The sequence below is a fragment of the Erwinia sp. 009765445 genome (assembly GCF_058137865.1).
The window spans coordinates 257,021-280,128 of sequence record NZ_JBYUWC010000005.1; the positions used below are offsets into that span (position 1 = coordinate 257,021).

General features: G+C 50.7%; 29 protein-coding genes and 3 tRNA genes. 27 read left to right on the forward strand and 5 right to left on the reverse strand.

Going from position 1 to position 23,108, the window contains the following annotated elements; translation table 11 throughout:
• The first annotated feature begins 637 nt into the window (after positions 1–637).
• Both AC3Y5R_RS07225 and AC3Y5R_RS07230 read left to right on the forward strand, forming a co-directional pair.
• The gene (locus tag AC3Y5R_RS07225; RefSeq protein ID WP_489920758.1) at positions 638–1,360 is read left to right on the forward strand and encodes an autoinducer binding domain-containing protein; all 723 of its coding nucleotides are present in this window, start codon (positions 638–640) and stop codon (positions 1,358–1,360) included.
• 127 nt (positions 1,361–1,487) lie between these two features.
• A complete protein-coding gene (locus tag AC3Y5R_RS07230; protein WP_489920793.1) occupies positions 1,488–2,120 on the forward strand; it encodes an autoinducer synthase in 633 nt (210 codons plus the stop codon).
• Here AC3Y5R_RS07230 and AC3Y5R_RS07235 read toward each other — a convergent pair.
• Positions 2,117–2,455, reverse strand: a complete 339-nt coding sequence (locus AC3Y5R_RS07235; protein ID WP_158784232.1) for a GlpM family protein — start codon at positions 2,453–2,455, stop codon at positions 2,117–2,119. The two genes, AC3Y5R_RS07230 and AC3Y5R_RS07235, sit on opposite strands and share 4 nt — an antisense overlap.
• Positions 2,456–2,526: 71 nt before the next feature.
• Entirely contained in the window at positions 2,527–2,751 is a 225-nt protein-coding gene (locus tag AC3Y5R_RS07240; RefSeq protein WP_158784231.1) for a DUF2594 family protein, read from the reverse strand.
• A gap of 243 nt (positions 2,752–2,994) precedes the next feature.
• On the opposite strand from AC3Y5R_RS07240, the gene uvrY reads away from it, so the two are divergent.
• The 11 genes from uvrY to AC3Y5R_RS07295 all read left to right on the forward strand — a co-directional run bounded on the left by uvrY (position 2,995) and on the right by AC3Y5R_RS07295 (position 11,311).
• Complete coding sequence (uvrY, locus tag AC3Y5R_RS07245) at positions 2,995–3,654, forward strand: UvrY/SirA/GacA family response regulator transcription factor (protein ID WP_158784230.1); 660 nt, start codon at positions 2,995–2,997, stop codon at positions 3,652–3,654.
• Complete coding sequence (gene uvrC / locus AC3Y5R_RS07250) at positions 3,647–5,479, forward strand: excinuclease ABC subunit UvrC (RefSeq protein ID WP_489920759.1); 1,833 nt, start codon at positions 3,647–3,649, stop codon at positions 5,477–5,479. Before uvrY ends, uvrC begins: the two co-directional genes overlap by 8 nt.
• 71 nt (positions 5,480–5,550) lie before the next feature.
• Positions 5,551–6,099: a CDP-diacylglycerol--glycerol-3-phosphate 3-phosphatidyltransferase gene (pgsA, locus tag AC3Y5R_RS07255; protein WP_158784228.1), complete on the forward strand. Its 549-nt coding sequence runs from the start codon at positions 5,551–5,553 to the stop codon at positions 6,097–6,099.
• A gap of 153 nt (positions 6,100–6,252) precedes the next feature.
• A tRNA-Gly gene (locus AC3Y5R_RS07260) sits at positions 6,253–6,328 on the forward strand.
• 42 nt (positions 6,329–6,370) lie between these two features.
• Positions 6,371–6,444: transfer RNA gene (locus AC3Y5R_RS07265), tRNA-Cys, on the forward strand.
• 12 nt (positions 6,445–6,456) lie between these two features.
• Positions 6,457–6,542: transfer RNA gene (locus tag AC3Y5R_RS07270), tRNA-Leu, on the forward strand.
• A gap of 164 nt (positions 6,543–6,706) precedes the next feature.
• Entirely contained in the window at positions 6,707–7,972 is a 1,266-nt protein-coding gene (locus AC3Y5R_RS07275) for a tyrosine-type recombinase/integrase (protein WP_489920760.1), read from the forward strand.
• Positions 7,973–8,353: 381 nt separating this feature from the next.
• Complete coding sequence (locus AC3Y5R_RS07280; RefSeq protein ID WP_489920761.1) at positions 8,354–9,304, forward strand: hypothetical protein; 951 nt, start codon at positions 8,354–8,356, stop codon at positions 9,302–9,304.
• Positions 9,305–9,429: 125 nt separating this feature from the next.
• Positions 9,430–9,627 (forward strand): helix-turn-helix transcriptional regulator, encoded by a 198-nt coding sequence (locus AC3Y5R_RS07285; RefSeq protein ID WP_489920762.1) that lies wholly within the window; start codon positions 9,430–9,432, stop codon positions 9,625–9,627.
• A 99-nt stretch (positions 9,628–9,726) separates the two neighbouring features.
• Entirely contained in the window at positions 9,727–10,428 is a 702-nt protein-coding gene (locus AC3Y5R_RS07290; protein ID WP_489920763.1) for a Rha family transcriptional regulator, read from the forward strand.
• Positions 10,421–11,311: a hypothetical protein gene (locus AC3Y5R_RS07295; RefSeq protein WP_489920764.1), complete on the forward strand. Its 891-nt coding sequence runs from the start codon at positions 10,421–10,423 to the stop codon at positions 11,309–11,311. The genes AC3Y5R_RS07290 and AC3Y5R_RS07295 overlap by 8 nt, the downstream gene beginning before the upstream one ends.
• A 487-nt stretch (positions 11,312–11,798) precedes the next feature.
• Here the strand turns inward: AC3Y5R_RS07295 and AC3Y5R_RS07300 are convergent, their stop codons facing one another.
• The gene (locus tag AC3Y5R_RS07300; protein WP_489920765.1) at positions 11,799–11,990 is read right to left on the reverse strand and encodes a YlcI/YnfO family protein; all 192 of its coding nucleotides are present in this window, start codon (positions 11,988–11,990) and stop codon (positions 11,799–11,801) included.
• Between the two features lie 190 nt (positions 11,991–12,180).
• On the opposite strand from AC3Y5R_RS07300, the gene AC3Y5R_RS07305 reads away from it, so the two are divergent.
• From AC3Y5R_RS07305 to AC3Y5R_RS07360, 12 genes are all read left to right on the forward strand, one after another.
• Positions 12,181–12,477, forward strand: a complete 297-nt coding sequence (locus AC3Y5R_RS07305) for a host cell division inhibitor Icd-like protein (RefSeq protein ID WP_489920766.1) — start codon at positions 12,181–12,183, stop codon at positions 12,475–12,477.
• Positions 12,470–12,673 (forward strand): hypothetical protein, encoded by a 204-nt coding sequence (locus AC3Y5R_RS07310; RefSeq protein ID WP_489920767.1) that lies wholly within the window; start codon positions 12,470–12,472, stop codon positions 12,671–12,673. The genes AC3Y5R_RS07305 and AC3Y5R_RS07310 overlap by 8 nt, the downstream gene beginning before the upstream one ends.
• Positions 12,666–12,899 (forward strand): hypothetical protein, encoded by a 234-nt coding sequence (locus AC3Y5R_RS07315; RefSeq protein ID WP_489920768.1) that lies wholly within the window; start codon positions 12,666–12,668, stop codon positions 12,897–12,899. The genes AC3Y5R_RS07310 and AC3Y5R_RS07315 overlap by 8 nt, the downstream gene beginning before the upstream one ends.
• A complete protein-coding gene (locus AC3Y5R_RS07320) occupies positions 12,892–13,626 on the forward strand; it encodes an ORF6N domain-containing protein (RefSeq protein WP_489920769.1) in 735 nt (244 codons plus the stop codon). The genes AC3Y5R_RS07315 and AC3Y5R_RS07320 overlap by 8 nt, the downstream gene beginning before the upstream one ends.
• The gene (locus AC3Y5R_RS07325; protein WP_489920770.1) at positions 13,619–13,810 is read left to right on the forward strand and encodes a hypothetical protein; all 192 of its coding nucleotides are present in this window, start codon (positions 13,619–13,621) and stop codon (positions 13,808–13,810) included. Before AC3Y5R_RS07320 ends, AC3Y5R_RS07325 begins: the two co-directional genes overlap by 8 nt.
• Complete coding sequence (locus AC3Y5R_RS07330; protein WP_489920771.1) at positions 13,803–14,108, forward strand: hypothetical protein; 306 nt, start codon at positions 13,803–13,805, stop codon at positions 14,106–14,108. The genes AC3Y5R_RS07325 and AC3Y5R_RS07330 overlap by 8 nt, the downstream gene beginning before the upstream one ends.
• 103 nt (positions 14,109–14,211) lie before the next feature.
• Complete coding sequence (locus AC3Y5R_RS07335) at positions 14,212–14,589, forward strand: hypothetical protein (protein WP_489920772.1); 378 nt, start codon at positions 14,212–14,214, stop codon at positions 14,587–14,589.
• Positions 14,589–15,200 (forward strand): hypothetical protein, encoded by a 612-nt coding sequence (locus tag AC3Y5R_RS07340; RefSeq protein ID WP_489920773.1) that lies wholly within the window; start codon positions 14,589–14,591, stop codon positions 15,198–15,200. Before AC3Y5R_RS07335 ends, AC3Y5R_RS07340 begins: the two co-directional genes overlap by 1 nt.
• A 10-nt stretch (positions 15,201–15,210) precedes the next feature.
• A complete protein-coding gene (locus AC3Y5R_RS07345) occupies positions 15,211–17,862 on the forward strand; it encodes a DUF927 domain-containing protein (protein ID WP_489920774.1) in 2,652 nt (883 codons plus the stop codon).
• Between the two features lie 164 nt (positions 17,863–18,026).
• On the forward strand, positions 18,027–18,428 hold the full coding sequence (locus AC3Y5R_RS07350) for a single-stranded DNA-binding protein (RefSeq protein ID WP_489920775.1): 402 nt from the start codon (positions 18,027–18,029) through the stop codon (positions 18,426–18,428).
• A gap of 51 nt (positions 18,429–18,479) precedes the next feature.
• A complete protein-coding gene (locus tag AC3Y5R_RS07355) occupies positions 18,480–19,403 on the forward strand; it encodes a hypothetical protein (protein ID WP_489920776.1) in 924 nt (307 codons plus the stop codon).
• A gap of 86 nt (positions 19,404–19,489) precedes the next feature.
• Positions 19,490–20,269: an antitermination protein Q gene (locus tag AC3Y5R_RS07360; protein ID WP_489920777.1), complete on the forward strand. Its 780-nt coding sequence runs from the start codon at positions 19,490–19,492 to the stop codon at positions 20,267–20,269.
• Positions 20,270–20,302: 33 nt separating this feature from the next.
• Here AC3Y5R_RS07360 and AC3Y5R_RS07365 read toward each other — a convergent pair whose 3' ends face one another.
• Positions 20,303–20,590: a hypothetical protein gene (locus AC3Y5R_RS07365; protein ID WP_489920778.1), complete on the reverse strand. Its 288-nt coding sequence runs from the start codon at positions 20,588–20,590 to the stop codon at positions 20,303–20,305.
• Positions 20,591–20,595: 5 nt separating this feature from the next.
• Positions 20,596–21,432, reverse strand: coding sequence for an RNase A-like domain-containing protein (locus tag AC3Y5R_RS07370; protein WP_489920779.1), 837 nt, complete (start codon positions 21,430–21,432; stop codon positions 20,596–20,598).
• A gap of 778 nt (positions 21,433–22,210) precedes the next feature.
• Between AC3Y5R_RS07370 and AC3Y5R_RS07375 the strand changes: the two genes are divergently transcribed.
• Positions 22,211–22,504: a hypothetical protein gene (locus tag AC3Y5R_RS07375; RefSeq protein WP_489920780.1), complete on the forward strand. Its 294-nt coding sequence runs from the start codon at positions 22,211–22,213 to the stop codon at positions 22,502–22,504.
• A gap of 113 nt (positions 22,505–22,617) precedes the next feature.
• Positions 22,618–22,863: a hypothetical protein gene (locus AC3Y5R_RS07380; protein ID WP_489920781.1), complete on the forward strand. Its 246-nt coding sequence runs from the start codon at positions 22,618–22,620 to the stop codon at positions 22,861–22,863.
• The last annotated feature ends 245 nt before the right edge of the window (positions 22,864–23,108 follow it).

The window sequence follows — 23,108 nt, forward strand, 5'->3', positions numbered from 1 at the left end:
TTATAGTACTAATTCAGTAAGTTAGATTATGGTTCAGAGATAATAAATTACCAGTTATCTGGCAACACATTTTTGTCCTTGTACACGCAGCTTGTGATGAGAGAAAGCCGCGTATTAATTATGGATAAAGATAAAGAGTGTTTAGTACAGGATTGCTGCACAATTATAAAAAAACCAAATCTATTATTTTTACTGATAAAATTAATTAAAATCAACTGGTTGTGCGTGGGTACCGCAGCATTTCCACTGATTGACATAAAATAATGACGGTTTTAGTGAAAAAAATAGCCGCCTAACCGCTCCGGGTTGCTGTCAAAATTATTGAATGTGCTTAGGAAAAATCCTATTCTAAAGATCGACGTTCCCGCTGTTCTGTCTGTGGCATAACGCAGCCAAACCGGGAAAAGCAGTACTGCGATCGATGCTCTTTTACAAATCATTCAGACTGAGAAATTATTCAGCAGAAGATTTTCATGAGGGACGAGTAAAAAAAAGGTGTTTTTCTTGTTATTATCCTGATACGGAAACATAACAGTCGTCATTAATTTTTTTGCTCGTTATCATTCATTTTTTTCCTCATAAACAATCAATATTATTATCAGGATGTGGCTTCGCTCCCCATCCCCGTGAGGCGTTAATGACTGCTGAGAACTATTTCAGTTGGCGCAACGAAATGCATTCTGCTTTCCATCAGGTAACTGAAACTGCAGATATAACCCGTCTTATTGAGCGGCAAACGATTAAACTGGGATTAGAATTTTATGCATTGTATATTCGTCATCCAGTGCCGTTCGCCCGACCGGGGATATTTATCTACAGTAATTACCCGAAAAAGTGGGTGCGAACCTGGCAGAAAGAGAATTTTGGTGATATAGACCCAATCATCAAATATTGCCAGATTCCGGGGACGCTGCTGCTATGGAACGACCCGATTGTCACCGAGGGACGCCGGGTGTTCGAGGCGGCAAAGGAGCATGGCATTCGCGCAGGTTTTTCGTACTCGATGATGGTGAAAAACCGGGCCATTGGGATATTATCAATGGCTTCAGGGAAGTCATTTGAAAAGATAGCGTTAACTCAGGAGTGTCACCTCAGGATACAGTATTTAACGGATCTAACCTTAGAGGCATTACAACGTGTAAAAGATATTTCGATGTTGGTGATGAACATGGATTTAACCCAGCGAGAACTTGAAATTCTCAAATGGACTGCCGAAGGAAAAACGTCGGCTGAAATATCCCTAATCCTCTCTATCTCGGAAAATACCGTTAATTTTCACCAAAAAAATATGCAAAAGAGGTTAAATGCACCAAACAAAACCCAGGTGGCCTCTTACGCCGCAGCAATCGGCTTACTCTGAGTAAGTTACAACTACCAAATTTGGTAGTTTCCGATTACTAACTGGTTGTCTACCCTGCGCCCAGGGTAACAACCCTGATCGAGCCGTGAGGAGCGGCATCACGAGGGAATGCGACAGGGGATCAATGATGAAGATTATCCAGACCAAGCTTAAGGATATGCCATCCTCTTTGCTGGCAGAATTGGGAAGTTATCGCTACAGCGTCTTTGCCCGTGGTGAAGGCTGGTCCATTCCGCCTCGTTTAAGTACGCCGGGCCAGGAATACGATCGCTTTGACCGCTCTGATGTTATCTGGCTGATTGCCTGGAGTGCACAGCAGGGGATTTGTGGCTGTGCACGCCTGATGCAATGGGAAAATCCGGAGACAGATGCAGGCATTGAAAGCGCGGTCGGCCGCCAGTTGTCAGATAACTCGCTTCCCGTCTGGGAAATGTCGCGTTTTTCTGCCCGGCTCGATGTTGATCCGGAACTGCCGCTGAGCATTCTCTGGCACAGTGTACAGCTGGCGGAGCAGTCAGGAATTGACTTTCTCTATAGCGCGGCCACGCCGATGCTTGAACAGATGTTCGGGCAGCACCTGGTGGCTTATGAGCCGCTAACGGCCGGGGTTATCCAGTCCGAAGATAATCTCTTTGCGGTGCGCATTCCGGTAAAGCAGCCTAACCTGGCGGCCAAATTCCGTGGTGCTCGTCGTTTCAGTCCGGAAGAAGTGTTGCCAACGCTTGGAGTGTCCGTCAGCTGGAGCGCCCGGGGACGCTAACTGTGTAATTTTGCCCACAGTGTGATGAGCAGCCATGCTGCAATGCACCAACACGCCACGGCGCTGCCCAGCGCCAGAGGTAGCTTCATCATTCCAACGAAGTACCAGAGTGAAAGAAGATAGATAAAGTAGGGGATAATTGCCCACATGCCGAACAGGATGGTGGTGCGTAATGCTTCAATTCCCCGGTCACTCGCGACAATATAATGGGCAATTAACGCAAAGGTCGGGAAAAGCGGCAGCAGGCCGGCAATGTAATAGTTGCGGGTTTTTGACAGGATGCCGATCAGTACCACAACCAGCGCACCCAGTACTGCTTTGAAAAGTAAGCCCATTGTTCCGTTCAGTGTCAGCCAAAACCTGAGCTTGTTACAACCCTGAAGGAAATGCAATGGGCAGGGGGGAATTACTGACGATAGGCCTGTTTGATCTGACCAATGGTGCTGCTAAACACGTCCGCCTGCTGACGATCGGTCAGTTGGGCAATGTATTTTTCCATATTGATGATGACTTTACCGGCATCAGCCTGTCCCATACCCTTAAGCATAAATGTTACCAGGGCCTTCATGCAGGCCATCTCTTCGGCCAGGGTTTGCGTCTCTTTGCTGGTTGAAAAGTCAGTATCGCTCATGTTTTCTCCTTATTTTTACTCATCATTTCAGTCAGCGCCGCAGCGCCCTGAAGGCTATTCTTTAATAACAAGTATATCACACAACCTTTACCCACATGCCAGTTCTGGTATGCGGTGGGGTAAGGCTTTTCTGTAAGACAATGACGTTTTTTTTCTGTTCTAACACCGGTGAAAAAGAGGTAAGATCGGCAGTCTGAATACCATTCTGAACGTCCCTGGTATTACCCATTTGGAGAGACCTGTTTGATAAGCGTTCTTCTTGTTGATGACCACGAACTGGTGCGCGCAGGCATTCGCCGCATACTGGAAGACATCAAAGGTTTTCAGGTTGTTGGTGAAGCTAACTGTGGCGAAGACGCGGTGAAATGGTGCCGGACCAACAGTACAGACGTGGTGCTGATGGATATGAACATGCCGGGAATCGGCGGTCTTGAGGCTACGCGCAAGATTATCCGTTACAGCCCGCATATCCGCATCATTATGCTGACGATCCATACCGAAAATCCCCTGCCTGCGCGGGTTATGCAGGCGGGCGCTTCCGGCTACCTGAGCAAAGGCGCGGCTCCGCAAGAGGTGGTCAATGCCATCCGACAGGTGCATTCCGGCCAGCGATATATCGCCTCGGATATTGCCCAGCAGATGGCACTGAGCCAGATCGAGCCGCAGAAAACAGACTCGCCTTTTGACAGTTTGTCGGAACGTGAACTACAGATTATGCTGATGATCACCAAGGGGCAGAAAGTGGCGGAAATTTCCGAACAGCTTAACCTGAGCCCGAAAACGGTTAACAGCTACCGTTACCGTATGTTCAGCAAACTTAATATCAGCGGCGACGTTGAGTTAACGCACCTGGCCATCCGGCATGGCCTGTTCAATGCGGAGTCGTTAACCAGTAGTGAATGACGTTTTTGATGCAAAATCTTTCCTGAAATCGGTGACCAGCCAGCCAGGTGTCTATCGCATGTATGATGCTGGCGGGACGGTCATCTACGTCGGCAAAGCCAAAGATCTGAAAAAGCGCCTCTCCAGCTACTTCCGTGGCAATCCCGGCAGCCGTAAAACTGAAGCGTTGGTGGACAGCATCCGCCAGATTGACGTGACGGTCACGCATACCGAGACGGAAGCGCTGCTGCTTGAGCACAACTATATCAAGCTGTATCAGCCGCGTTACAACGTGCTGCTGCGTGATGATAAATCCTATCCCTATATTTTTCTCAGTGCCGATGCTCATCCCCGGCTGGCAAGTCATCGCGGTGCCAAGCACGCGAAAGGCGAATATTTCGGGCCTTTCCCGAATAGCTATGCCGTCCGTGAGACGCTGTCGCTGCTGCAGAAAATTTTCCCCGTGCGCCAGTGCGAAAACAGTGTTTATCGCAACCGCTCGCGTCCCTGCCTGCAATATCAGATTGGCCGCTGCCTTGGCCCTTGTGTCGCCGGGTTGGTGACAGAAGAAGAGTATGCTCAGCAGATTGACTACGTGCGCCTGTTTCTCTCTGGTAAGGATGACCAGGTGCTGAATCAGCTGGTCGCCCGGATGGAAGTCGCCAGCCAGGCGCTGAAATTTGAAGAGGCGGCCCGGCTGCGTGACCAGATTCAGGCGGTCAGACGGGTAACGGAACGTCAGTTTGTCTCGAATAACGGCGACGATCTGGATGTGATAGGTGTGGCGTTTGAATCCGGTATGGCCTGCCTGCATGTGCTGTTTATCCGTCAGGGAAAAGTACTGGGCAGCCGCAGCTATTTCCCGAAAGTGCCGGGAGGCACTGAGCTGGCTGAAGTGGTACAGACCTTCGTCGGACAGTTTTACCTGCAGGGTAGTCAGGCGCGAACGTTGCCCAGCGATATTCTTCTCGACTTTACGCTGCCGGAAAAAGACCTGCTGGCAGAATCACTGACCGAAATGGCCGGGCGGCGCGTGACTCTTCAAAGCAAACCTCGGGGCGACCGTGCGCGTTATCTGAAGCTGGCCCGGACGAATGCCAGCACTGCACTGGTTAGCCGGTTGTCGCAACAATCGACTATTCATCAGCGCCTGCAGGCCCTGGCAGAACTGCTGGATCTGCCAGCCATTAACCGCATGGAATGTTTTGATATCAGCCACACAATGGGTGAGCAAACTGTGGCTTCCTGCGTGGTATTTGACAGTAACGGACCATTGCGTGCGGAATACCGTCGTTACAATATCACCGGCATCACCGGAGGGGACGACTACGCGGCAATGAATCAGGTGCTGCGCCGTCGCTACGGCAAGGATCTGATTGAGAGTAAGGTTCCTGATGTCATCCTGATTGACGGCGGTAAAGGTCAGTTGGCACAGGCGAAAAACGTCTTTGCCGATCTGGATGTCAGTTGGGACAAAGATCGACCAATACTGCTCGGCGTGGCCAAAGGCACCGACCGTAAAGCCGGACTGGAAACGCTGTTTTTCGAGCCGGAAGGGGAGGGGTTCTCGCTGCCTCCAGACTCCCCGGCGCTGCATGTTATCCAGCATATTCGTGATGACTCTCACAATCATGCGATAACGGGGCACCGTAATAAGCGGGCAAAAGTGAAGAACACCAGCGCCCTGGAAACCATTGAAGGAATAGGGCCAAAAAGGCGTCAGATGCTTCTTAAATACATGGGAGGCCTGCAACCGCTGATGAGTGCTTCTGTAGAGGAAATAGCGAAAGTCCCTGGGATCTCCCTCCTCCTTGCGGAGAAAATCTTTTATTCGCTGAAACACTAAGCATTGCAACGCTCACGGCATTGTAGGAACATAGGGACAAATTCTACTCTGCCCAGACAGTTAGCGTACCTATGCATTTTAACATTCCGACGTTACTTACCCTGTTTCGTGTCGTTCTGATCCCGTTCTTTGTACTGGCTTTTTACCTGCCATTTGAATGGGCTCCCCTTGTTTGTGCGCTGATTTTTATCTTTGCGGCCATTACGGACTGGTTCGACGGTTATCTGGCCCGGCGCTGGAAGCAGACCACCCGTTTTGGGGCGTTTCTCGATCCGGTAGCCGATAAAGTGATGGTAGCGATGGCGCTGGTGCTGGTGGCAGAGTATTTCCACTCCTGGTGGATTACCTTACCGGCTGCCACCATGATCGCCCGTGAAATTATCATCTCGGCGCTACGTGAATGGATGGCTGAAATTGGCAAACGCAGCAGCGTGGCCGTCAGCTGGATTGGTAAAGTCAAAACCACCGCGCAGATGCTGTCATTGTTTGCTCTGTTATGGCGTCCGGATACTACCGTAGTGGCTATCGGCGTGGTGGCGTTGTATATCGCGGCAGTGCTGACTTTCTGGTCAATGTTCCAGTATCTGAATGCCTCGCGCGGCGATTTGTTTGAACAGTGATCGATGCGATTCAAAAAGCAGCAAACAGACGAAAAGTGAGGATAATTGTGTTGACTCATTTCTCCAGGTCAGTAGAATGCAACGCATCGAAAGGCAGCTGAGCTGTCAGAAGATAGGTAAATCAGCAACTTCTGTGAAGTTGCCCTGATAAAAGCGGGAATAGCTCAGTTGGTAGAGCACGACCTTGCCAAGGTCGGGGTCGCGAGTTCGAGTCTCGTTTCCCGCTCCAGATTTTGTCATCAGATTCAGTCTGGTGGCGCAGCAGGATTAAGGCGCGTTGGCAGAGTGGCCATGCAGCGGATTGCAAATCCGTGAACCTCGGTTCGACTCCGGGACGCGCCTCCACTTTACACCCATGCCCGGGTGGTGAAATCGGTAGACACAAGGGATTTAAAATCCCTCGGCTTATGGCTGTGCGGGTTCAAGTCCCGCCCCGGGCACCATATCTTGGTTTACTAACGTCTCATTAAGTCTACAAATCCTCTCTAAAGCCCCGTTTATCAACACTTCTCGTTATTTCAACGTCTACTTACATCCATTGCAATCAACAGTACGCAGGGGGCATAATAGGGGGCATCCTCACTTCTATTTCTAAAGTGCCCCCTAAATGAAGCTCACAGTCCGTCAAATCGAGGCTGCCAAGCCAAAGGATAAAGCCTATAAATTGTCTGATGGTGGTGGTCTGTATCTCGAAGTTACCCCCAAAGGCTCCAAGTACTGGCGCATGAAGTACCGCCGACCAACAGACAGGAAAGAAGATCGGCTGGCTTTTGGCGTTTATCCCACCATCGGACTCGCTGACGCCAGAGCAAAACGTGACGAAGCTAAACGTATGCTCGCACAGGGTACAGACCCCAAAGCTGAAAAGAAGGGGGCACAAATTGAGGCTGAGGGGGCACTTACTTTTGAGGCTATAGCGCGAAAGTGGCATGCCAGCAACAAGCGCTGGAGCGAAGATCACCGGGCAAGAATAATGCGTAGCCTGGAGCTATATATTTTTCCCGCTATCGGCAATGCCGATGTGCGAACACTTCGGACCAGCCAGTTGCTGGCCCCAATACGGGTAGTTGATGAGGACGGGAAGCATGACATCGCCCAGCGCCTGCAGCAGCGTGTAACCTCTATCCTTCGCTATGCCGTCCAGAACGATATAATTACCTCAAATCCAGCCGGTGATATGGCCGGCGCTCTCACGACGACCAAACCCCGACATCATCCTGCTTTGCCTGATAAACGCATTCCTGAGCTTCTCTCTCGTATAAGCACTTACAGAGGGCGATTAATAACCCGGCTGGCCGTCGAACTTACCCTGCTTACTTTTGTGCGGTCCAGTGAACTCAGGTTTGCAAGATGGCATGAAATGGAATTGGTTAACGCACTATGGAAGATTCCTGGCAAACGTGAACCTCTGGAAGGGGTAAAGTTTTCCGGTCGCGGAATGAAGATGAAATCAGAGCATCTTGTTCCACTTAGCAACCAGGCGCTTAAAGTCATCGAACAGCTGAAGACTTTAAGCGGTTCAGGAGAGTTAGTTTTCCCAGGAGATCACGACCCCAAAAAAGTGATGAGCGAGAGAACGGTTAACAATGCTCTCAGCGTTATGGGCTATGACACAAAAACAGAAGTCTGTGGTCATGGCTTCCGCACTATGGCCCGGGCAGCACTCGGTGAGTCAGGTCTGTGGAGCGATGATGCTATAGAGCGCCAGTTAAGCCACGTTGAGCGTAACAACGTAAGAGCAGCCTACATTCACACTTCAGAGCACCTGGACGAACGACGCCTGATGATGCAGTGGTGGGCCGACTATTTGGACGCCAACCAGACCAAACACGTTACACCGTATGACTTTGCTAAAAAGCGCCGTCGGAAGTAACGCTGGTGGATAGCTGCAAGCCAAACAAATATTTTCTCACGTGCGAGAAAAACAGGTCGGTTTGGTCGGGTAAGTCGGGTATGGAAAGGTATTTATATATAAATCATTTAGTTAATGAGTTATTTGTACCCGACCTGTACCCGACTTTGGCCCCAAAAAACCGACCTTGCACACCATTCAGACCCATAGTTATCGACATTCGCGATTAAGTGACGTTTTTTTGATCGGGATCCTGTACCAAAGTATTGCTGTATGAATATCCAGCTAGTAGACTTCAGTAGACGATGACGAAAAGGCTATGTCTAGGCTGATCACCGAAAACCAGCACACCTCTGCTGGCTGGCATGGCCCTCAGTTTAAGAGGGCGAGAGGTGGACAATCATGTCTGAAGATACTTTTTTACCACTAAATAGTGTTATACCTCTGTATCCTGTAGAGGCATTAGGTGAAATTGCTAGTTCTGTTAGATGGACTTTAAAACACAAAAAAAGAACTAATAAACAAATATTGTACGTTCAAAATTTAATATTTGAATTGATTGAAATTTACTTCAATGAAGAAAGAGACAAAGAGATTCAGAGACTTAAGGATGATGTCCAGGCTAATTTAATGTTTAGCCGTGGTAGTGATGATATCGATACCTACCCTTTTGCTTTTCAACACAATCAATATGGAGAGTTTCTGGAATTCGTTGGAGAGGAAAAGGAATTGAACTCGCCCAATAATGAGAACACTGATGAGATAGATGCGTTATATGACATTATAGATTGGCTGAAGGATAATGAAACGGAAGACGGATTCGTAGATGCGGAACCTTTTGAGTATTTTTACGCCCTCTGTTTGTCACTGATAGCTGATGCGGTTCATTTTATTCGTTCGCTAGAAAAAGACCAAAGCAAAATTGGAACGGTGAAAATTACGCTTGGAGGACTTCATCCAATTACTAGAGCATCAATGAAGGCAATGAAGGCATTTAGTTACGGAAATGAGCGAAGAAATAATGATAGTTTTGAACATAAATTAAATATCCTAAATAGTAAAATAGAGGAACTAACAAAACAGGTGGAAGTATTTACCAGTAATATCTCTGGTGAAGAAATCAGAAAAAAGGCCACTATAAAAAAAGCGACCGATACCCGTCATAAAAAAAATCGACAAGCAAAAGATCTTGTTAGTGCGAACTGGGTTGAAAATAGGAATAATTTTAAAAGTGCAGTGGCTGCGGCTGAACACTATAAATCTTGGTTAGAAACTAAGGGCTTTCACTACAGCATTATCACTGTAAGGAACTGGATTCTCATGCATGCCAAAAAGCAGGGCATAAAGTGGTAATGCCTAATGCGTAAGATGTATGCTCTACGCAGTAGAACGTATGTGATGCAATGTACAGTTATGGATTCCGGAACCTTTATTGATTGAAATAGCTCCTGTTATCACAAAGTATACAGGAGTCAGCCATGTCAGTAGCATTTATCCGTCTCACTGAAGTCCAACGCCGCACTGGCTATAGCAAGGCATGGATCTATCGCCTTATGAGCCAAAAGCGCTTTCCCTCCTCCGTTAAAATCGGCAGTCGTGCCATTGCCTTCGTTGAAAGTGAAATTGACGAATGGATCAATGAGCGCATTGTTGAATCTCGCAAGGAGGTCGCATAAACCCCCTGTGTGCATTTCTTGCGAGAGTTTGCGCGTGAGTTCATTCATCATCCGAATGCCGTCGCGACAGCTAAATTCAGCTTAAACGGAGAGTAACCAGTGAAACTCAAAAATAAGCCCCGTCATGGGGAGGGCCAGACTCAGCCCAAAGCCAGCCAGGTGGATATTCTGATTCAGCATAAACAGGAGGCGCGTATTGATTCCCGCCTGTTTGCAATGCGAATAGGGGTTAAACATAAAAACCTCTATGCCCTGGTTATTAAGCATAAAAAAGAGCTGCGTGAATTGGGCATCCTTCCGTTACAAACGGAGCGATTAGAAACCGAACAGTTGGGAGGGCGTGATCATAAATTTGCTCTGCTGAATGAGCCCCAGCTCGATTATATGTGTCGCTTTGTGCGTGGACGCGATGCCGAAGCAATGAGGCTTTTCAAACTTGACGTGACCAAAGCATTTTTCAAACGCCGCGCCACTGAACCCGTTCGGCGTGAATATCTGCCTGGCTATCATGAAAGCCGTGACGGACTGAAGGCGCTGGGTGCTCAGCGTCACCATTACATCAATCTGGCCCGTGCTGAGAACAGTATAACGGGCCTGAGCGACGGTGAACGAGCTGTGGCCGATGAGGAACAGCTTGGACTTCTGATTACCATCCAGAAAATTGAGCAGGCGGCTTTTGACGAGGCAGTGCGTAATAGTCTGAGTCCGGGGGATGCCGTGCGTGAGGTAGCTCGCCGTATGGATGCGTTCGCCAGTCTGCTTACCTCCACGCCAGCGCTTCAGGGGGATCACCATGCTTAACATTCAAGAGATCCGCCAGCACGTTATTTCCGGCGACTGGACAGCCATCAACAATCGCACCTGCACGCTGACGGATCTGGGACTGCGCCATAACGGCAGTGGCCTGGTCTGGCTGCGTTCTGGTGTGTCGGTGCATGAGGCTGATGTCGATACGGGGTTCAGTGGGGCTGATAAGGTCTCTTTCGATTATCATCCCCCCTTGTGGTCAGTTAACTCATTGAAAAACAATGGAGAATCGGCACCTGTGCAGTGCCAGAATATTGACAGCTATTGCCAAAACATCATCTTCAGTTGTGCTGGTTACCGGGAGTTTTGCCGCCGGAAAGACGGTAAGGCGCTGGCAACCTTTGCTGTTCAGATTGAACCACAGCAGCGGAAAGCTGCGCCTGCTGAGTGGGCCATTTACCGTAGCCCGAACCAGCGGGACAAGTACGAATTGCTCCACCTGAAGCGCCATGCCGGTCTGATTAAAGAATATGAGCGTCAGGGCTGGAAACGCGAGCCTCTGGGTTACGTTGGTGATGTCATCCGGGACAATGCAGAGTTTGGCCGCCTGATGGTCCGTCTGGGCTATGTGCAGGTGCGGACCAGGAAAATTACCGGGCAGTGGGAAACATTCTGGCTCTATCGTTCTTCAGGCCGTGAGTTTTTAGAAAAATCCCCCTTGCGAGCAGAACAAGCCGCACCCTACAAGGCTTCCAGCTTAGTTGTCCAGGCGGCAGAAACCGAGCGGAGTAACTTCAAACGCATTGCTCTTGATGGAAAATGGCTGCATGTCTACGTCGATCACATTCCACACTTGGCAAAAAAACGTCACCGGGTCGATGGTGTCCGTGTGCAGGGTTACACCGCTGGCGGGCTGAAGCTGGAGGTGATGGCATGAGCAATCCATGTGCACTGCCCGTGTTTGAAACGGAGGCAGTGAGGAAAGATATTTTGAGCTCCCCCGTTTGGGGGCGGTCAAATATCGGTCAATTTACCCCGCTGCCGGGGAATATTCTCACAATGTTGCGAGGCAGCAATACTGACGCTCAAAATTTGCGCGTCCGTTTAATGCCCGCGCAAAATTTGAACCGACGAAATCCGCGCGCACAAATCAAACTCGGTGATATGCCGAGTTTAAGCAACCGGGTATGTAACCGGCTGATTTTGCTTAATTCCGTCGAATCAACGGAATCGGCTAAGTCTTTGATTCTTCCACAAACCTGCACTTCAGGGCAGAGGAAACACGAACATTACCTTTACTCCGGTTCGGCCAAAGAAAAGGGCAGCACCGCGAATGCTGCCCATTGGGAAAACCACACTGAAATTATCGGGGAGCCTCACAGCCCCGAGGATATCGGGTCAGTAACCTACGAAAATTTCGTAGGTCAGTCTTTCGCCTTCTTGCGTTGCTCCGCCTTCAGCTTGCGCCCGCAGGCATCCAGTACCCATGAGGAAAAATTAGCGCCCGGATTGTCTGCTTTCTCTTTCTCAACGCTAGCGTCGATCTCTTCAATGAGTTCGTGCGGGAAGCGGATCCCCTTTGTTGTAGAACGATTATTTTTAAAGCCTGTCGCCATACTGGTTTCCTTGTGTTGGTGTAGAAACACTATACAGGAAAAAAGGAAGAATAAAATAGTTGACGTGTATGTGCACTAAAATGTATGGTGTATGTGCACTTTGTTTTTGTGTTTTTTTAAAATAGCGAAGCCCGGCAGTGTTCTCAGCACTTCCCGGGCCTCTAACCACAATGTAACGGAGGTTTACACTATGGCATCATCACATAGTACCCAAACTCGCCCTAAATTTACATGGCTGTTTCTCGGCAGCCGTGAGAATGACACCTGCTTACCCACTATATTGCGCACTCAGGCCACAACTGAAACTGAAGCGCGTGACACCTTCCCCGGCTGGAATCTGACCTTCGCCGCTAAAATACGGACAGATCACCAAAGAGTTACCCCCTGGACTGATCCGGACGCAAAGATTATCTGGGCAATGATGGCGATCGACGTATCAGATTTTTCACCGGACTCAACCCCCGTTCAGGAGGTGCGTCGTGTCTAAATCCACTTTCGAAATCGTAACCCATGCCGAAAACGCTCTGGCCTACAGTAATCAGGCGCTGGCCGTTCTTGATATTTGGATGGATACGCTTACCCCTACCGACGAATACGAAGCGAATAAGGTTGCAGCAGTTCACACCCTTGTACATGAGGCAATGACTTACCTGAAGAAAGCCACGGAGGTTGAGCATGTCTGAGCTCCACATCTATCACACGCAGGATGATTTGCTTCTCCGTGCTCAGCGGCTGGCCGACCTGCTGCACTGTGCTAACCACATCTGCATCAGCGGTACTGAACACGATAAACGCTGGGTTTCTGTGCTGGTAGATATTGCTTCTGACTACGCGCAGACGCTGACCAACGCGCTGGATCTCGGTGAAGTTTCTCAGGTGAATAATGAACATGGGGTGTGCAATGAGTGATGAAATTTTAGTACATGAGGCAATGCCGACAGTGAATGATGAGTCTCTGATCGACACGGTTGAACTGCTTGGCATTATCAATGCCGCCCGCCGGGAATATGGTGAGCCGGAAATTAGCCACAACAAATTCGTTAAAAAGGTCGAGAGGGAGCTTACCGGGGAGTTTTATCCAGAAATACCAAAACCCTCCACAGAGCGGGGCGGGCGTCCAACGATAGCTTTCGGGCTGACCAGCGATCAGGCAATGCTTGTCTCGATGCGGGAATCTAAAGCCGTGCGCCGTTCTGCTCTCGAAAAGCTGAAAGCCCGGAAAGTCGCTGTTCCGGCATTATCCACGCTGGAAATACTTCAGATTGCGATGGAGTCTGAGAAAGGGCGGCTGAAGGAGAAGGCCCGAGCTGATGAAGCTGAGCGTACCAAAGCCCTTATTGGTGACCGCCGGCAGGCAACTGCAATGGCGACAGCGTCAGCAGCGGTCCGCCGCAGCAATAAGCTGGCCGAACGCCTGGGTGAGTGTGAGAAGCATGCCACAGTGAAAGCGGTGAAAAACCTTACCGATATCGAATATCCGTGGCGGCTGCTGAAGAAGTGGTGTCAGGCGAACGGCATGGTGCCGGAGAAGATCGCCGATCCGCAGTATGGCTTTCTGAAGTCGTGGCCTGCTGAAGCCTGGCTGGCGGTGCATGGTCTGTCACTGAAAGCGCTGTACGGAGGCGACCATGCGTGAAGTGATACCTCTCGATGTGGCTGAGTACCGCAGCGGCCTTGCCAACACGCTGTTTGAAGTGATGATGGAAAAAGCCTGCAAGCTGGGAGACCGGGAGTTGATCGACCTTATCAGTCTGGCCTATGACATTAATGCAGAAGTTAACCGTGCGCTGCACGCGTATTCAGGAGAAGGCGATGAGTGATATTTACGGGCATCTTGCGCTGATGGACTTCAGGGGGATGGATAACGACACGCTGGGTGATCTGCATTGTCAGTTTGAAGACGCGCATCGCGCTATTCTTGCCGGGATCAGGGTGATGGGTAGCATGGCGTTCTGGGCCAGAACCAGCGCAGATTACGACGATGAAACTGCCGCTGAGGACCTGCACACCCTGGGTGAATCTCTGATGTGTCTTCCCCGTATCGCGGAAGCGCTGAATGACACGGCGCAGAGGGCACAATTCGAGCTCTGGCAGCGAAAAGGTTTCCCAAAAAAATAACGGGGCGCAATAAGCGCAAATATCAGTTTCACTGAAAAACAAAAAATTAACGGCCCTCAGGCCGGTGGCATCACTCGGCCTGAATAAGGGGAAGGAGTTAAATATGACAAAGTCTGTCACCTCATTTGAATTAAGCCGCAAGCATATTTCGGATGCGTTTGTTGATTACTGTAAGCGCCGGAGCGGTGGACACCCCGTGTGCGTGGTTAAGGTTGGCCGGAAGCAGGTAATCCTTGGCGAACTCACCGCGAAGGCGGTGTACCGCTGTCTGACCGACTGTTTTGAAACGGCCTGTGTTCAGAAGTACGGCCCTGCCAACAGTCAGGAACTACTGACGGCTACCTATTCCGGCATGCTGAATAACGACGGCAGTAAATTAACGCCGGAAGGCATCGAGTTTATGGACGGCGTAATGAGTAACGCTGTCGAAATGGCACTGAATAATCCCAAAAATAATTCCCTCGGACTGGAGATGTACTGATGAAAAATAATATCCCTGAAGATTTTACCGCTGGAGAGTTTATTTTCTGTCCGGGACTTTCAGATGATGGTCAACCCGATATTACCGTGCATGCCGCGTATGGCAGGACGTTTGTCGTCACGCTGCTGGTGAATGAGATACCGCAGTGGGTCAGCGATATGCGCGATCCGTGCATCCTCCTTGAATTTGAGCTCATGACGTACTGGGTGAACCGAAACACAAACGGGGATTACGACAATATGCTTCTGTTCTGGCGCTGGCTGGTTGCCCTTACCTTTGACGAAGAGCAGCGGGCGGCTAACGGTACGGTCAACTGTGAGTGGCGTCCGGGGGAATTCGTTGAGTGCACGCTCTACAGGGGCCCTCATGGTGCAATGAACCTTTATCCGGCGGCTGAGCGCATGGCGATGGCTAACAATATCGAGGGAGCGCTGATTGAGCGGTTCGGGCGTGAAGAGGGCACCCGTAATGCCATTCAGTTCTACGTGGGGATGAAGGATCCCAAAGGCGGACTGACCCTGATGGGGCGCGAGGTGATGAGCCGCCTGCACGATACGTTCATCTGCGAGATGAATGAGAACGGTATGCCTGACGAACCGGTTACGCACTGAGGAATTGAACATGAGACAGATAGATATGATCCGCGAGGTCAGCCGCGCAGCCACAGATCACTGGCCGGAAATTCTCAGTTCACTGGGTATCGACGTGCCCCGCACTGCGGGTGCGCACGGGCCATGCCCGGCCTGCGGCGGTAAAGATCGCTTCCGGTTTGATGACCTTGACGGCCGGGGTACGCATTTTTGCAATCAGTGTGAAGCTGGCGACGGTCTGGAACTGGTGATGAAAGTGAAAAACGCAACGGCTTCAGAAGCTGCGCTGCTGGTGGCCGATGTCCTTTCGTTGCCGGTGAATCCACCCTCTGATGTTCCCGCTCCGGTAACACAGGATGTTACCGCGAAGGTAACAGCACTACTCGATGGCAGTTTCCCGGGCGAATCTGATTATCTCAGCGGCAAGGGGCTTGTAAGCCCCTCCGAAGCCCTGCTGAAGGACGGATCTTTGCTGCTGGTGCTGCGGACAATGGACGGCACTGTTACCGGCGCACAGATTATCCGCCCGGATGGTGCCAAAAAGCTTCTGGCCGGCACGCGCAAAAAAGGGGCGTTTATTATCCAGGGGAAACTGTCAGATACGGTGGAAACGGTGGTTATCGCCGAAGGTTACGCGACCAGCGTTACAGCAGCGTTACTGATGCCTGACGTGTTGTGTGTGGCGGCGGTGGATGCCGGTAACCTGCTGCCGGTTGCAAAAGCGTTTCGTGACAGGTTCCCTCAGGCGCGGATCGTCATTGCTGCTGACAATGACTGGCACGCACCTGGTGAGATGGATGAACACGGCAAACCGAAGGTTAACACGGGGCTTATCGCCGCTGAAAAAGCTGCCCGGGCGGTGAATGGGGCGGTCACACTGCCGCCCGGTGAACAGAAAGCGGACTGGGACGATTACCGGCAGCAATATGGCACTGACGCGGCCCGTGATGCTTTTGCACAGGGGATGTTCACGCCAGCAGTAACGGAGGCTACACGTCCGGCAGCAGGTGACCTGCGGCCTTTTGTTGATGGTCGCAGGGGCGGACTCTGGTGGGTTGAACCGAAGATGGACAAGGACACCGGCGAATTGGTGGAGAAAGAGACCTGGCTGTCAACGTTCGTGGAGGTGGTTGGCGTGGGTGAGGATGACGCCGAGCGATATCTCATCCTTTCCTGGACGCCTGAGGGGACGAAGGAGAAGCGCACCGAGGCGGTTCCCCTGTGTGATATCGGTGAGCGTGAAGGTTGGGAAAGGGTGAAAAAGGGCGGTCTGCTGGTTACAACCAAAAGCGGGCTGAAGTCGGTTCTGGCCGATCACCTGCAACGTAGCGGGAAACGTGACCTGTGGGCGATTGCTGGCGCTACCGGCTGGCAGTATGGGGCTTACATCATGCCGGATGGCAGCGTGATTGGTCAGCCAGAAAAGCCGGTGATGTTCAACGGGCGTTCGGCAGCGGCGAAGGGGTATGCCACGAAAGGCACGGTGGACAGCTGGCGCAGCAGCGTGGCGCGGCTTGCTGCCGGTAATCCCTCAATGATGCTGGCAATCGCCTGTTCGCTGGCGGCCCCGCTTATTGGTATCGCGGGCGCGGACGGGTTCGGGGTGCATCTTTTTGGCGGTTCCTCGGCGGGCAAAACTACCACGGCTAACGCGGCCAGCAGCGTATGGGGCGATCCGGACGCGCTGAAGCTGACCTGGTACTCCACTGCACTGGGGCTTATTAACGAGGCGGCGGCGCACAACGATGGTTTTATGCCGCTGGATGAAATCGGACAGGGCAGCAACCGCAGGGCTGTAGCCGATGCCGCATATGCACTGTTTAACGGCGTCGGTAAGATTCAGGGGGCAAAAGAGGGCGGTAACCGGGATCTGAAACGCTGGCGGGCAATGGCCTTCAGTACCGGTGAAATTGACCTTGAAAGCTACATCCGTGCCGATGGTGGAAAGGTAAATGCCGGGCAGCTGGTGCGCCTGCTGAATGTTCCCATCTCACGGGCGACCATTTTTCACGGACTGAAGGACGGCAAGGCCCATGCCGACGCGATGAAAGATGCCTACCAGAATCACCATGGTGCTGCCGGTCTGGCCTGGGTGGAATGGCTGTGTGGACATCGCAGGGAGGCAACTGAAGCAGTGCGCGAGGCTGAACGCCGCTGGGCGGGGCTGCTGCCGGATGAGGCCAGTGAGCAGGTCAGACGTGTGGCCGCACGGTTTGCCGTACTGGAAGCGGCGCTGGTGCTATCGGGGTTCCTGACTGGCTGGGATGTACAGCAGAGCCGCGATGCGCTGACGCACAGCTTTAATGCCTGGGTAAACGAGTTCGGTATGGGTAACCGTGAAACGCGGGCGTGGGTGGAGCAGGCTGAAGCATTCCTCCAGCGCTACGGGCTCAGTCGTTATCTGCCATACCCGGATTCAGATCCCCGCGACCTGCCGATTAAGGATTTGGCCGGTTACCGGGTGACCAGCCAGCTTAATGACGTGGTGACTTTCCACACCTGGCCTTCAGTGTTCCGCGATGAGATTGCCGCAGGTGCGAACTATGTTGCTTTTGCACAGGTGCTCGCTGATGCGGGAATGCTCGACAAGCCAGACAAAGGGATCACCAGGAAAACGCTTCGCCATAACGGTAAGCAGCAGCGGTTTGTCGTCCTGACTATGGACGCTGATGAAGATGAATGATTTTTCTCATGTGTGAGAAAAGAGGGTAGGTTTGGTCGGTTCAGTCGGTTCATATATTTATATTCCTTTGGTTACAGATAGTTATATTGAAAAAGTGAACCGACCCTGAACCGACTTTGACCCCAAAAAACCGACCTTGCACCGATTAAAGAAGGAAAAAACGTATGACAGCACAGATTGCAGCACACGGCAGACTGGTGGCAGAGGTTCAGACCCGCACAACCGGCAATGGCAATCAGATGGCAATGGCGAGGCTGGCGGTAAACCTGCCGTGCAGGGGAAATGACGACGGACAGGCCACGCTCTGGCTGGCAGTGACGGCATTTGGCAAACAGGCCGATTTCCTTGCCCGCCACGACAAGGGTGACCTGATAAGCGTTTCCGGCACACTCAACATCAACATGTGGACGGGGAATGACGGTCAGACGCACAGCGCGTACCAGGTGCTGGCCGATTCTGTCATCAGCGCCAGAACGGTCCGTGGCGGTGGCGGAAGAAAGACTCAGCCTTCGCCAGGCAGCCAGCAACCGCCAGTGAATGACCTGGATGACGCGTTGCCGTTCTGAGCGGACGGGGCGGGATTCCGCCCCTGATTTAAATAAACACAGGGTGTGCAAATGAAACCAGACCAGAAAGACAATATTATCCGGCTGAAGCGGGAGGGTAAGGGCTACAAGTCCATCTCCCGTCAGACTGGCGTGAATATCAACACGGTGAAAAGCCTCTGCCGCCGTTCAGGGCTGTTTCGGGATAACCCTGAACACCGGGTGCTCTTCAGTATTCCCGATATGAAATACAGTACTGCGCTGGCAGTACCGAAGCCGTTGCCGCCACAGCAGACGATCACGGGGCACAAGCAGACCGACGCCTATCTGTGGGTGCTTGAGGTTATCAAAACTGGAGAACCCGCCCATATTGCTGCCGCTGAGGATGCGCTGAAAAAACTGACCATCACGCCGAAAGAGGCGCAGGAAAAATATACCCGCCATCTACAGGTGCAAGGGGCAGGATGGACCGCGGCATTCTCAACAATGTGGCTGGATAACCCGCAGCATTTTATTGACCAGGCAAAAGAGCAGCGCGAACAGGCTTGCCGGACGCAGGGATTTTTCGGCAGTCACCAGGCCGCCTTTGAGCCGGTTGAGGCAGAGCAGATTATTGAGGCTGTACATGGGCCTTATCAGGAGATTTATTCCGACTACATGCGCGAGGGCGACGGAGGACTTAACTATTCTGACGTGCTGCCTTCTCCCCACACGCTCAGCGACGTAGTGCGTGAGTTCCAGTACTGGGAGTGGCTGTCGCAGATGAGGCACGCAGCGTACAGGGAGCTTTATCCTGATGAATACTCATTTGAAAGCACGCATCTTTATGAGCGCGAAAGCTGGCTTGAGAGGCAACTGGAAATCATCAGGCCCGTCAGCCGGAGCGAGGCGCTGGACGTGCTGAAGTGGTATCTGAGTTTCCAGAACTTTGACTGTATGAACGGGCGCAGGGATGAGGTTTTTATGAATCTGATTGGTGACCATGTGGGGAATTGATGCGTTTCTTATTTTACAATGACATGGATGTGTGTTGCATAAAATGGGATAATTGCGATGTCCGGTCACAGCAAAGGTAAAGCCGCATGAAACTTGAATCAGCAGTGAAATACTTCAGCCTCAAAAGCCAGGCGTTTACGGACAGTTCCCGCGCGACCGCGACCGACAACCTGACGGGTACCGACCTGATGGGGGCGATCGGAATGTGTCAGTCCAAGTCACCGTTCGGGATGGCGGCGTACATGGCTAAAACTGGCGTCAGCAACGATGACCGCTACCGAACTATCGAACAGCTGCTGAGCTATGCACACCGCACCGTGCCGAAGCTGGTGGCTAAGGCGGCAGGCAGTCAGCTGGGGAAATGTCTGGTGGTACTGTCAAAGCTGGCGTTTGAGGAGTATTCCCGTTCGGCGGCCACAACCAGCAACTGCCAGCATTGCAGCGGTACCGGCTTTAACCGGGTACAGCGGGATGTCGTGAAGTACGCAGGCTATGTGAACAGCCACGGTGAAGAGGTCATTCCGCCGCGCATTGAAAAAGAGTGGGTGCAGGTGTGGTGCATACATTGCAACGGTAAGGGCAAAGTAACAGCACGTTGCCGCTGCAACGGCACAGGGCGAGTCCGTGACCTGGCAGAATCAGCGCGGCAGGGTGCGCCGGTAGAAAGGGAGTGTGAGCGCTGCTCAGGTCGGGGTTACAGGCGCATGCCAGCCAGCAGGGCATTTCAGGCAATAACCCTGCTGCTGCCGGATCTGACGCAATCATCCTGGTCCCGGAACTGGAAGCCATTCTTTGAAAGGCTGGTGGCGAAGTGTGAAATTGAAGAGAACCACGCTGACGCTGAGTTCAGGAAGGTAACAAAGTAGTAATAATGCCCGCCTGCTGGCGGGCGTTAACGCTTACTTAAGATAATCAGAAAGCCATCGCACGAACTCTAAGGGCGATGGACGCAGGAAAGACACATCGCCTATGTCACCTTCTGTTAATTTATTTAGATAATCCGTAGCTGAATTGTTATCTGAAAAATCACTTACAAATTCTGCCGAATCGGACTGGAGATCGGCTTTTAAGCCTGTAACCATTTCAATTGCGGTATCGACAATCTCAGGGTAGCTGTCACCGTAAGCATCGGCATCGTTACCAAGAAAGGTTGTCAGGAATACTTTTAAAGTTTGATATTTTTCCATTATATTCATTTGATTGGATAGGCTGTGAGAACATAATAAGGTTTATTGTTATATACTTCTTTCAGCAAAATAACCCTCAACTTATTAGTGTCTGACATTTCTTTATTTGCAGCACTGACAACAATACCTACTTTACTTTTTGAAGTGTACTCTATTCTCAATAAGTTATCTTTGCCGCCTGCAGAGGTACTTTTTGCCCAGCGACGAATCATGCTTCTGTTCGCTTTAATGGTCTGGCTGACGGCTTTTTCTGCAACCTCAATCGAGGGAAAAGAGCTTGCGAAACCTTTCACATCAAGAGTTCCGGATTTTAATCCATTATCAATTTTTAAAGACAGGTCATCGTAAGACTTTCCGGTATGTTTCTTCAGGGTATGACCGCCACCTCTAACACCCTTGACGGCTTCGTGAGGCAATAATTTAACCTGCCCCATTCTTACTGAAGCAACTCTCGCAGCTCCGGCGACAGCAAACGGGATCACCATATCGACAGCGATCCCAATTTGCTCAGCAGTTTCACCTGAAGCGCCCATCTCTTTAGCGATCCCCGCTGTGGCACGAGCGGTCATTGAAGCTGTCTGTTTACCTGTATAGACCTGATAGGCTGATGAACTGATGCCATCAAGACTGTGTGCGCCAACAATGACGCAGCCCGCCTTGGTCAATCCCGTAGGCTCAGGAACGAGACAGAGGGCCGTTGCACCAGCCAGTTCCAGAACACTGCCGAGGAAGCCTACGCTGCCCCATATTCTGTTGCTGACTGAATCCCCTGTAGCTGTTTCATCTTCCATAACGGCGGCGAGCTGTACCGGCGTCATAGCAATACTAAAACCGTTTTCCATAACGTTTCCTTGTATGATAATTATCCACCTCTAATAGTAGGGAATTGGACTCGCCCGGAAAAGTGCTTTCTGTTAACGATTGTCATTCTGCGAATTTAATTTGCTTTTGCATAGAAATGGCGTAATATCTTTCCAAAGTGGGAAATCTGCGCACGTAACACTTACACAATTCTGAACCTCGCCTCGGCGGGGTTTTTTGCTTTCTGGCCTGATGATAATATTTTGCTGTTGCGGTGAATCCCCCTGAGCGGTGGGGCTAACTGTCAGGCGCAATGAAGCGTTGAAGTTCTGTAGCGGATCACGGTGGGACAGCCAACGATTCACCTGGAGGCACCAGGCACCGTAACACCTTACTTTTCTCATGGATTAGTGCATTATTCTCTTTCAGATAACTCCGAAAGAGAGTGCGATATGCAGGCTAAATATTACTATGTGGTTGCAGGGTTGGGTGGTGATTTTTCAATACACACAAAAGGTTGCAGCACCTTACACCCACACATTGAGAAAAGATTTATTGGAACGTTTTATTCTGCTCTGGGGGCATTAGTGCATACCCGTTCGATGGGTCTCAAATGCAAATTATGTTCGCAGTGCTGTATGTTGACATCTGAAAAGTCATATTGTAGAAAATAGTCACCTTCCGTTATCTGTTGTTAACCGAAGTCCAATCCGTTGAATGGCGGAAGGTAGCCCCAGTCATCATCCACTGGGGCTTTTTTTCATATTAGATCTGAGGTGTAGTAGAATGAATACTCAATACATTTTAAAGGGGTATTCCATGTCAGATATTGATTTTGAAGCTCTAGGGCGTTGTGAGCACCTTAAAGAACAACTGCGCAATTCAGGGCACTCAAGGGAAATGGCTTTCAACGAACTAAAAAGAATTTACAGTGTATCCACTCACTATGAGTGGGACCGAAATGTAAATTATGTTGATATCGGAGCAATGCGCAAAGCCGTAGACCGCCTGGAGAAAGCTGATAATGAATTGATGGCGTTGGTTCAGGAATTCAATGAATGGGCACCAAAAGCAGGCAAAACACAGATTACCATACTTAAAAAACAATATTAAATTTCTCATTCTGCCCCGGGCCGACGAGCCAATTAACTATCGCGATAATGCGTCGGGGTAATCATTCAGAAGGTCGCTGAGGCGGCCTTTTCTCGTTTTATAAGGTGAACGAAATGGAACCTGTAAAAACTGAAGCTTATTTTTATAATCCAGGTATGACGCCCCGTGAGCTTGAGGACTGGCTGAGACAACAGCAGTGCGCAGTAAAAAGTTACAACAGATTGATGATGGAAAAAGCCGAACTTGAAGAACGGCTTTCTTCAGTTAATGCCGCTATCAAAGACCTTTCGCAGACAGTTGGTTCAGGAAAACAGAGTTACCCCTGGGTGCCCAGTCCTCTCCTGAAATATACTCAATAAATATGTAGCTTCATTATCTGGCACCAATTTGAGGCCCACTTCGGTGGGCCTTTTTTTTATCTCAACAGCAAGCCGCCATCATCCCGGTGGCGGGAATAACGTATGTCTCCAGAACAAGACCCAGGCTTTTGGGCCAGCGTATTGCTATGGCTCTACAGCCACAAAACAGAATGGGGATATGCCGGAGTAGCGGGCATGTTTTCACTATTACGAAATGCATACGCAAAAAGCCCCTGGAGTAATCG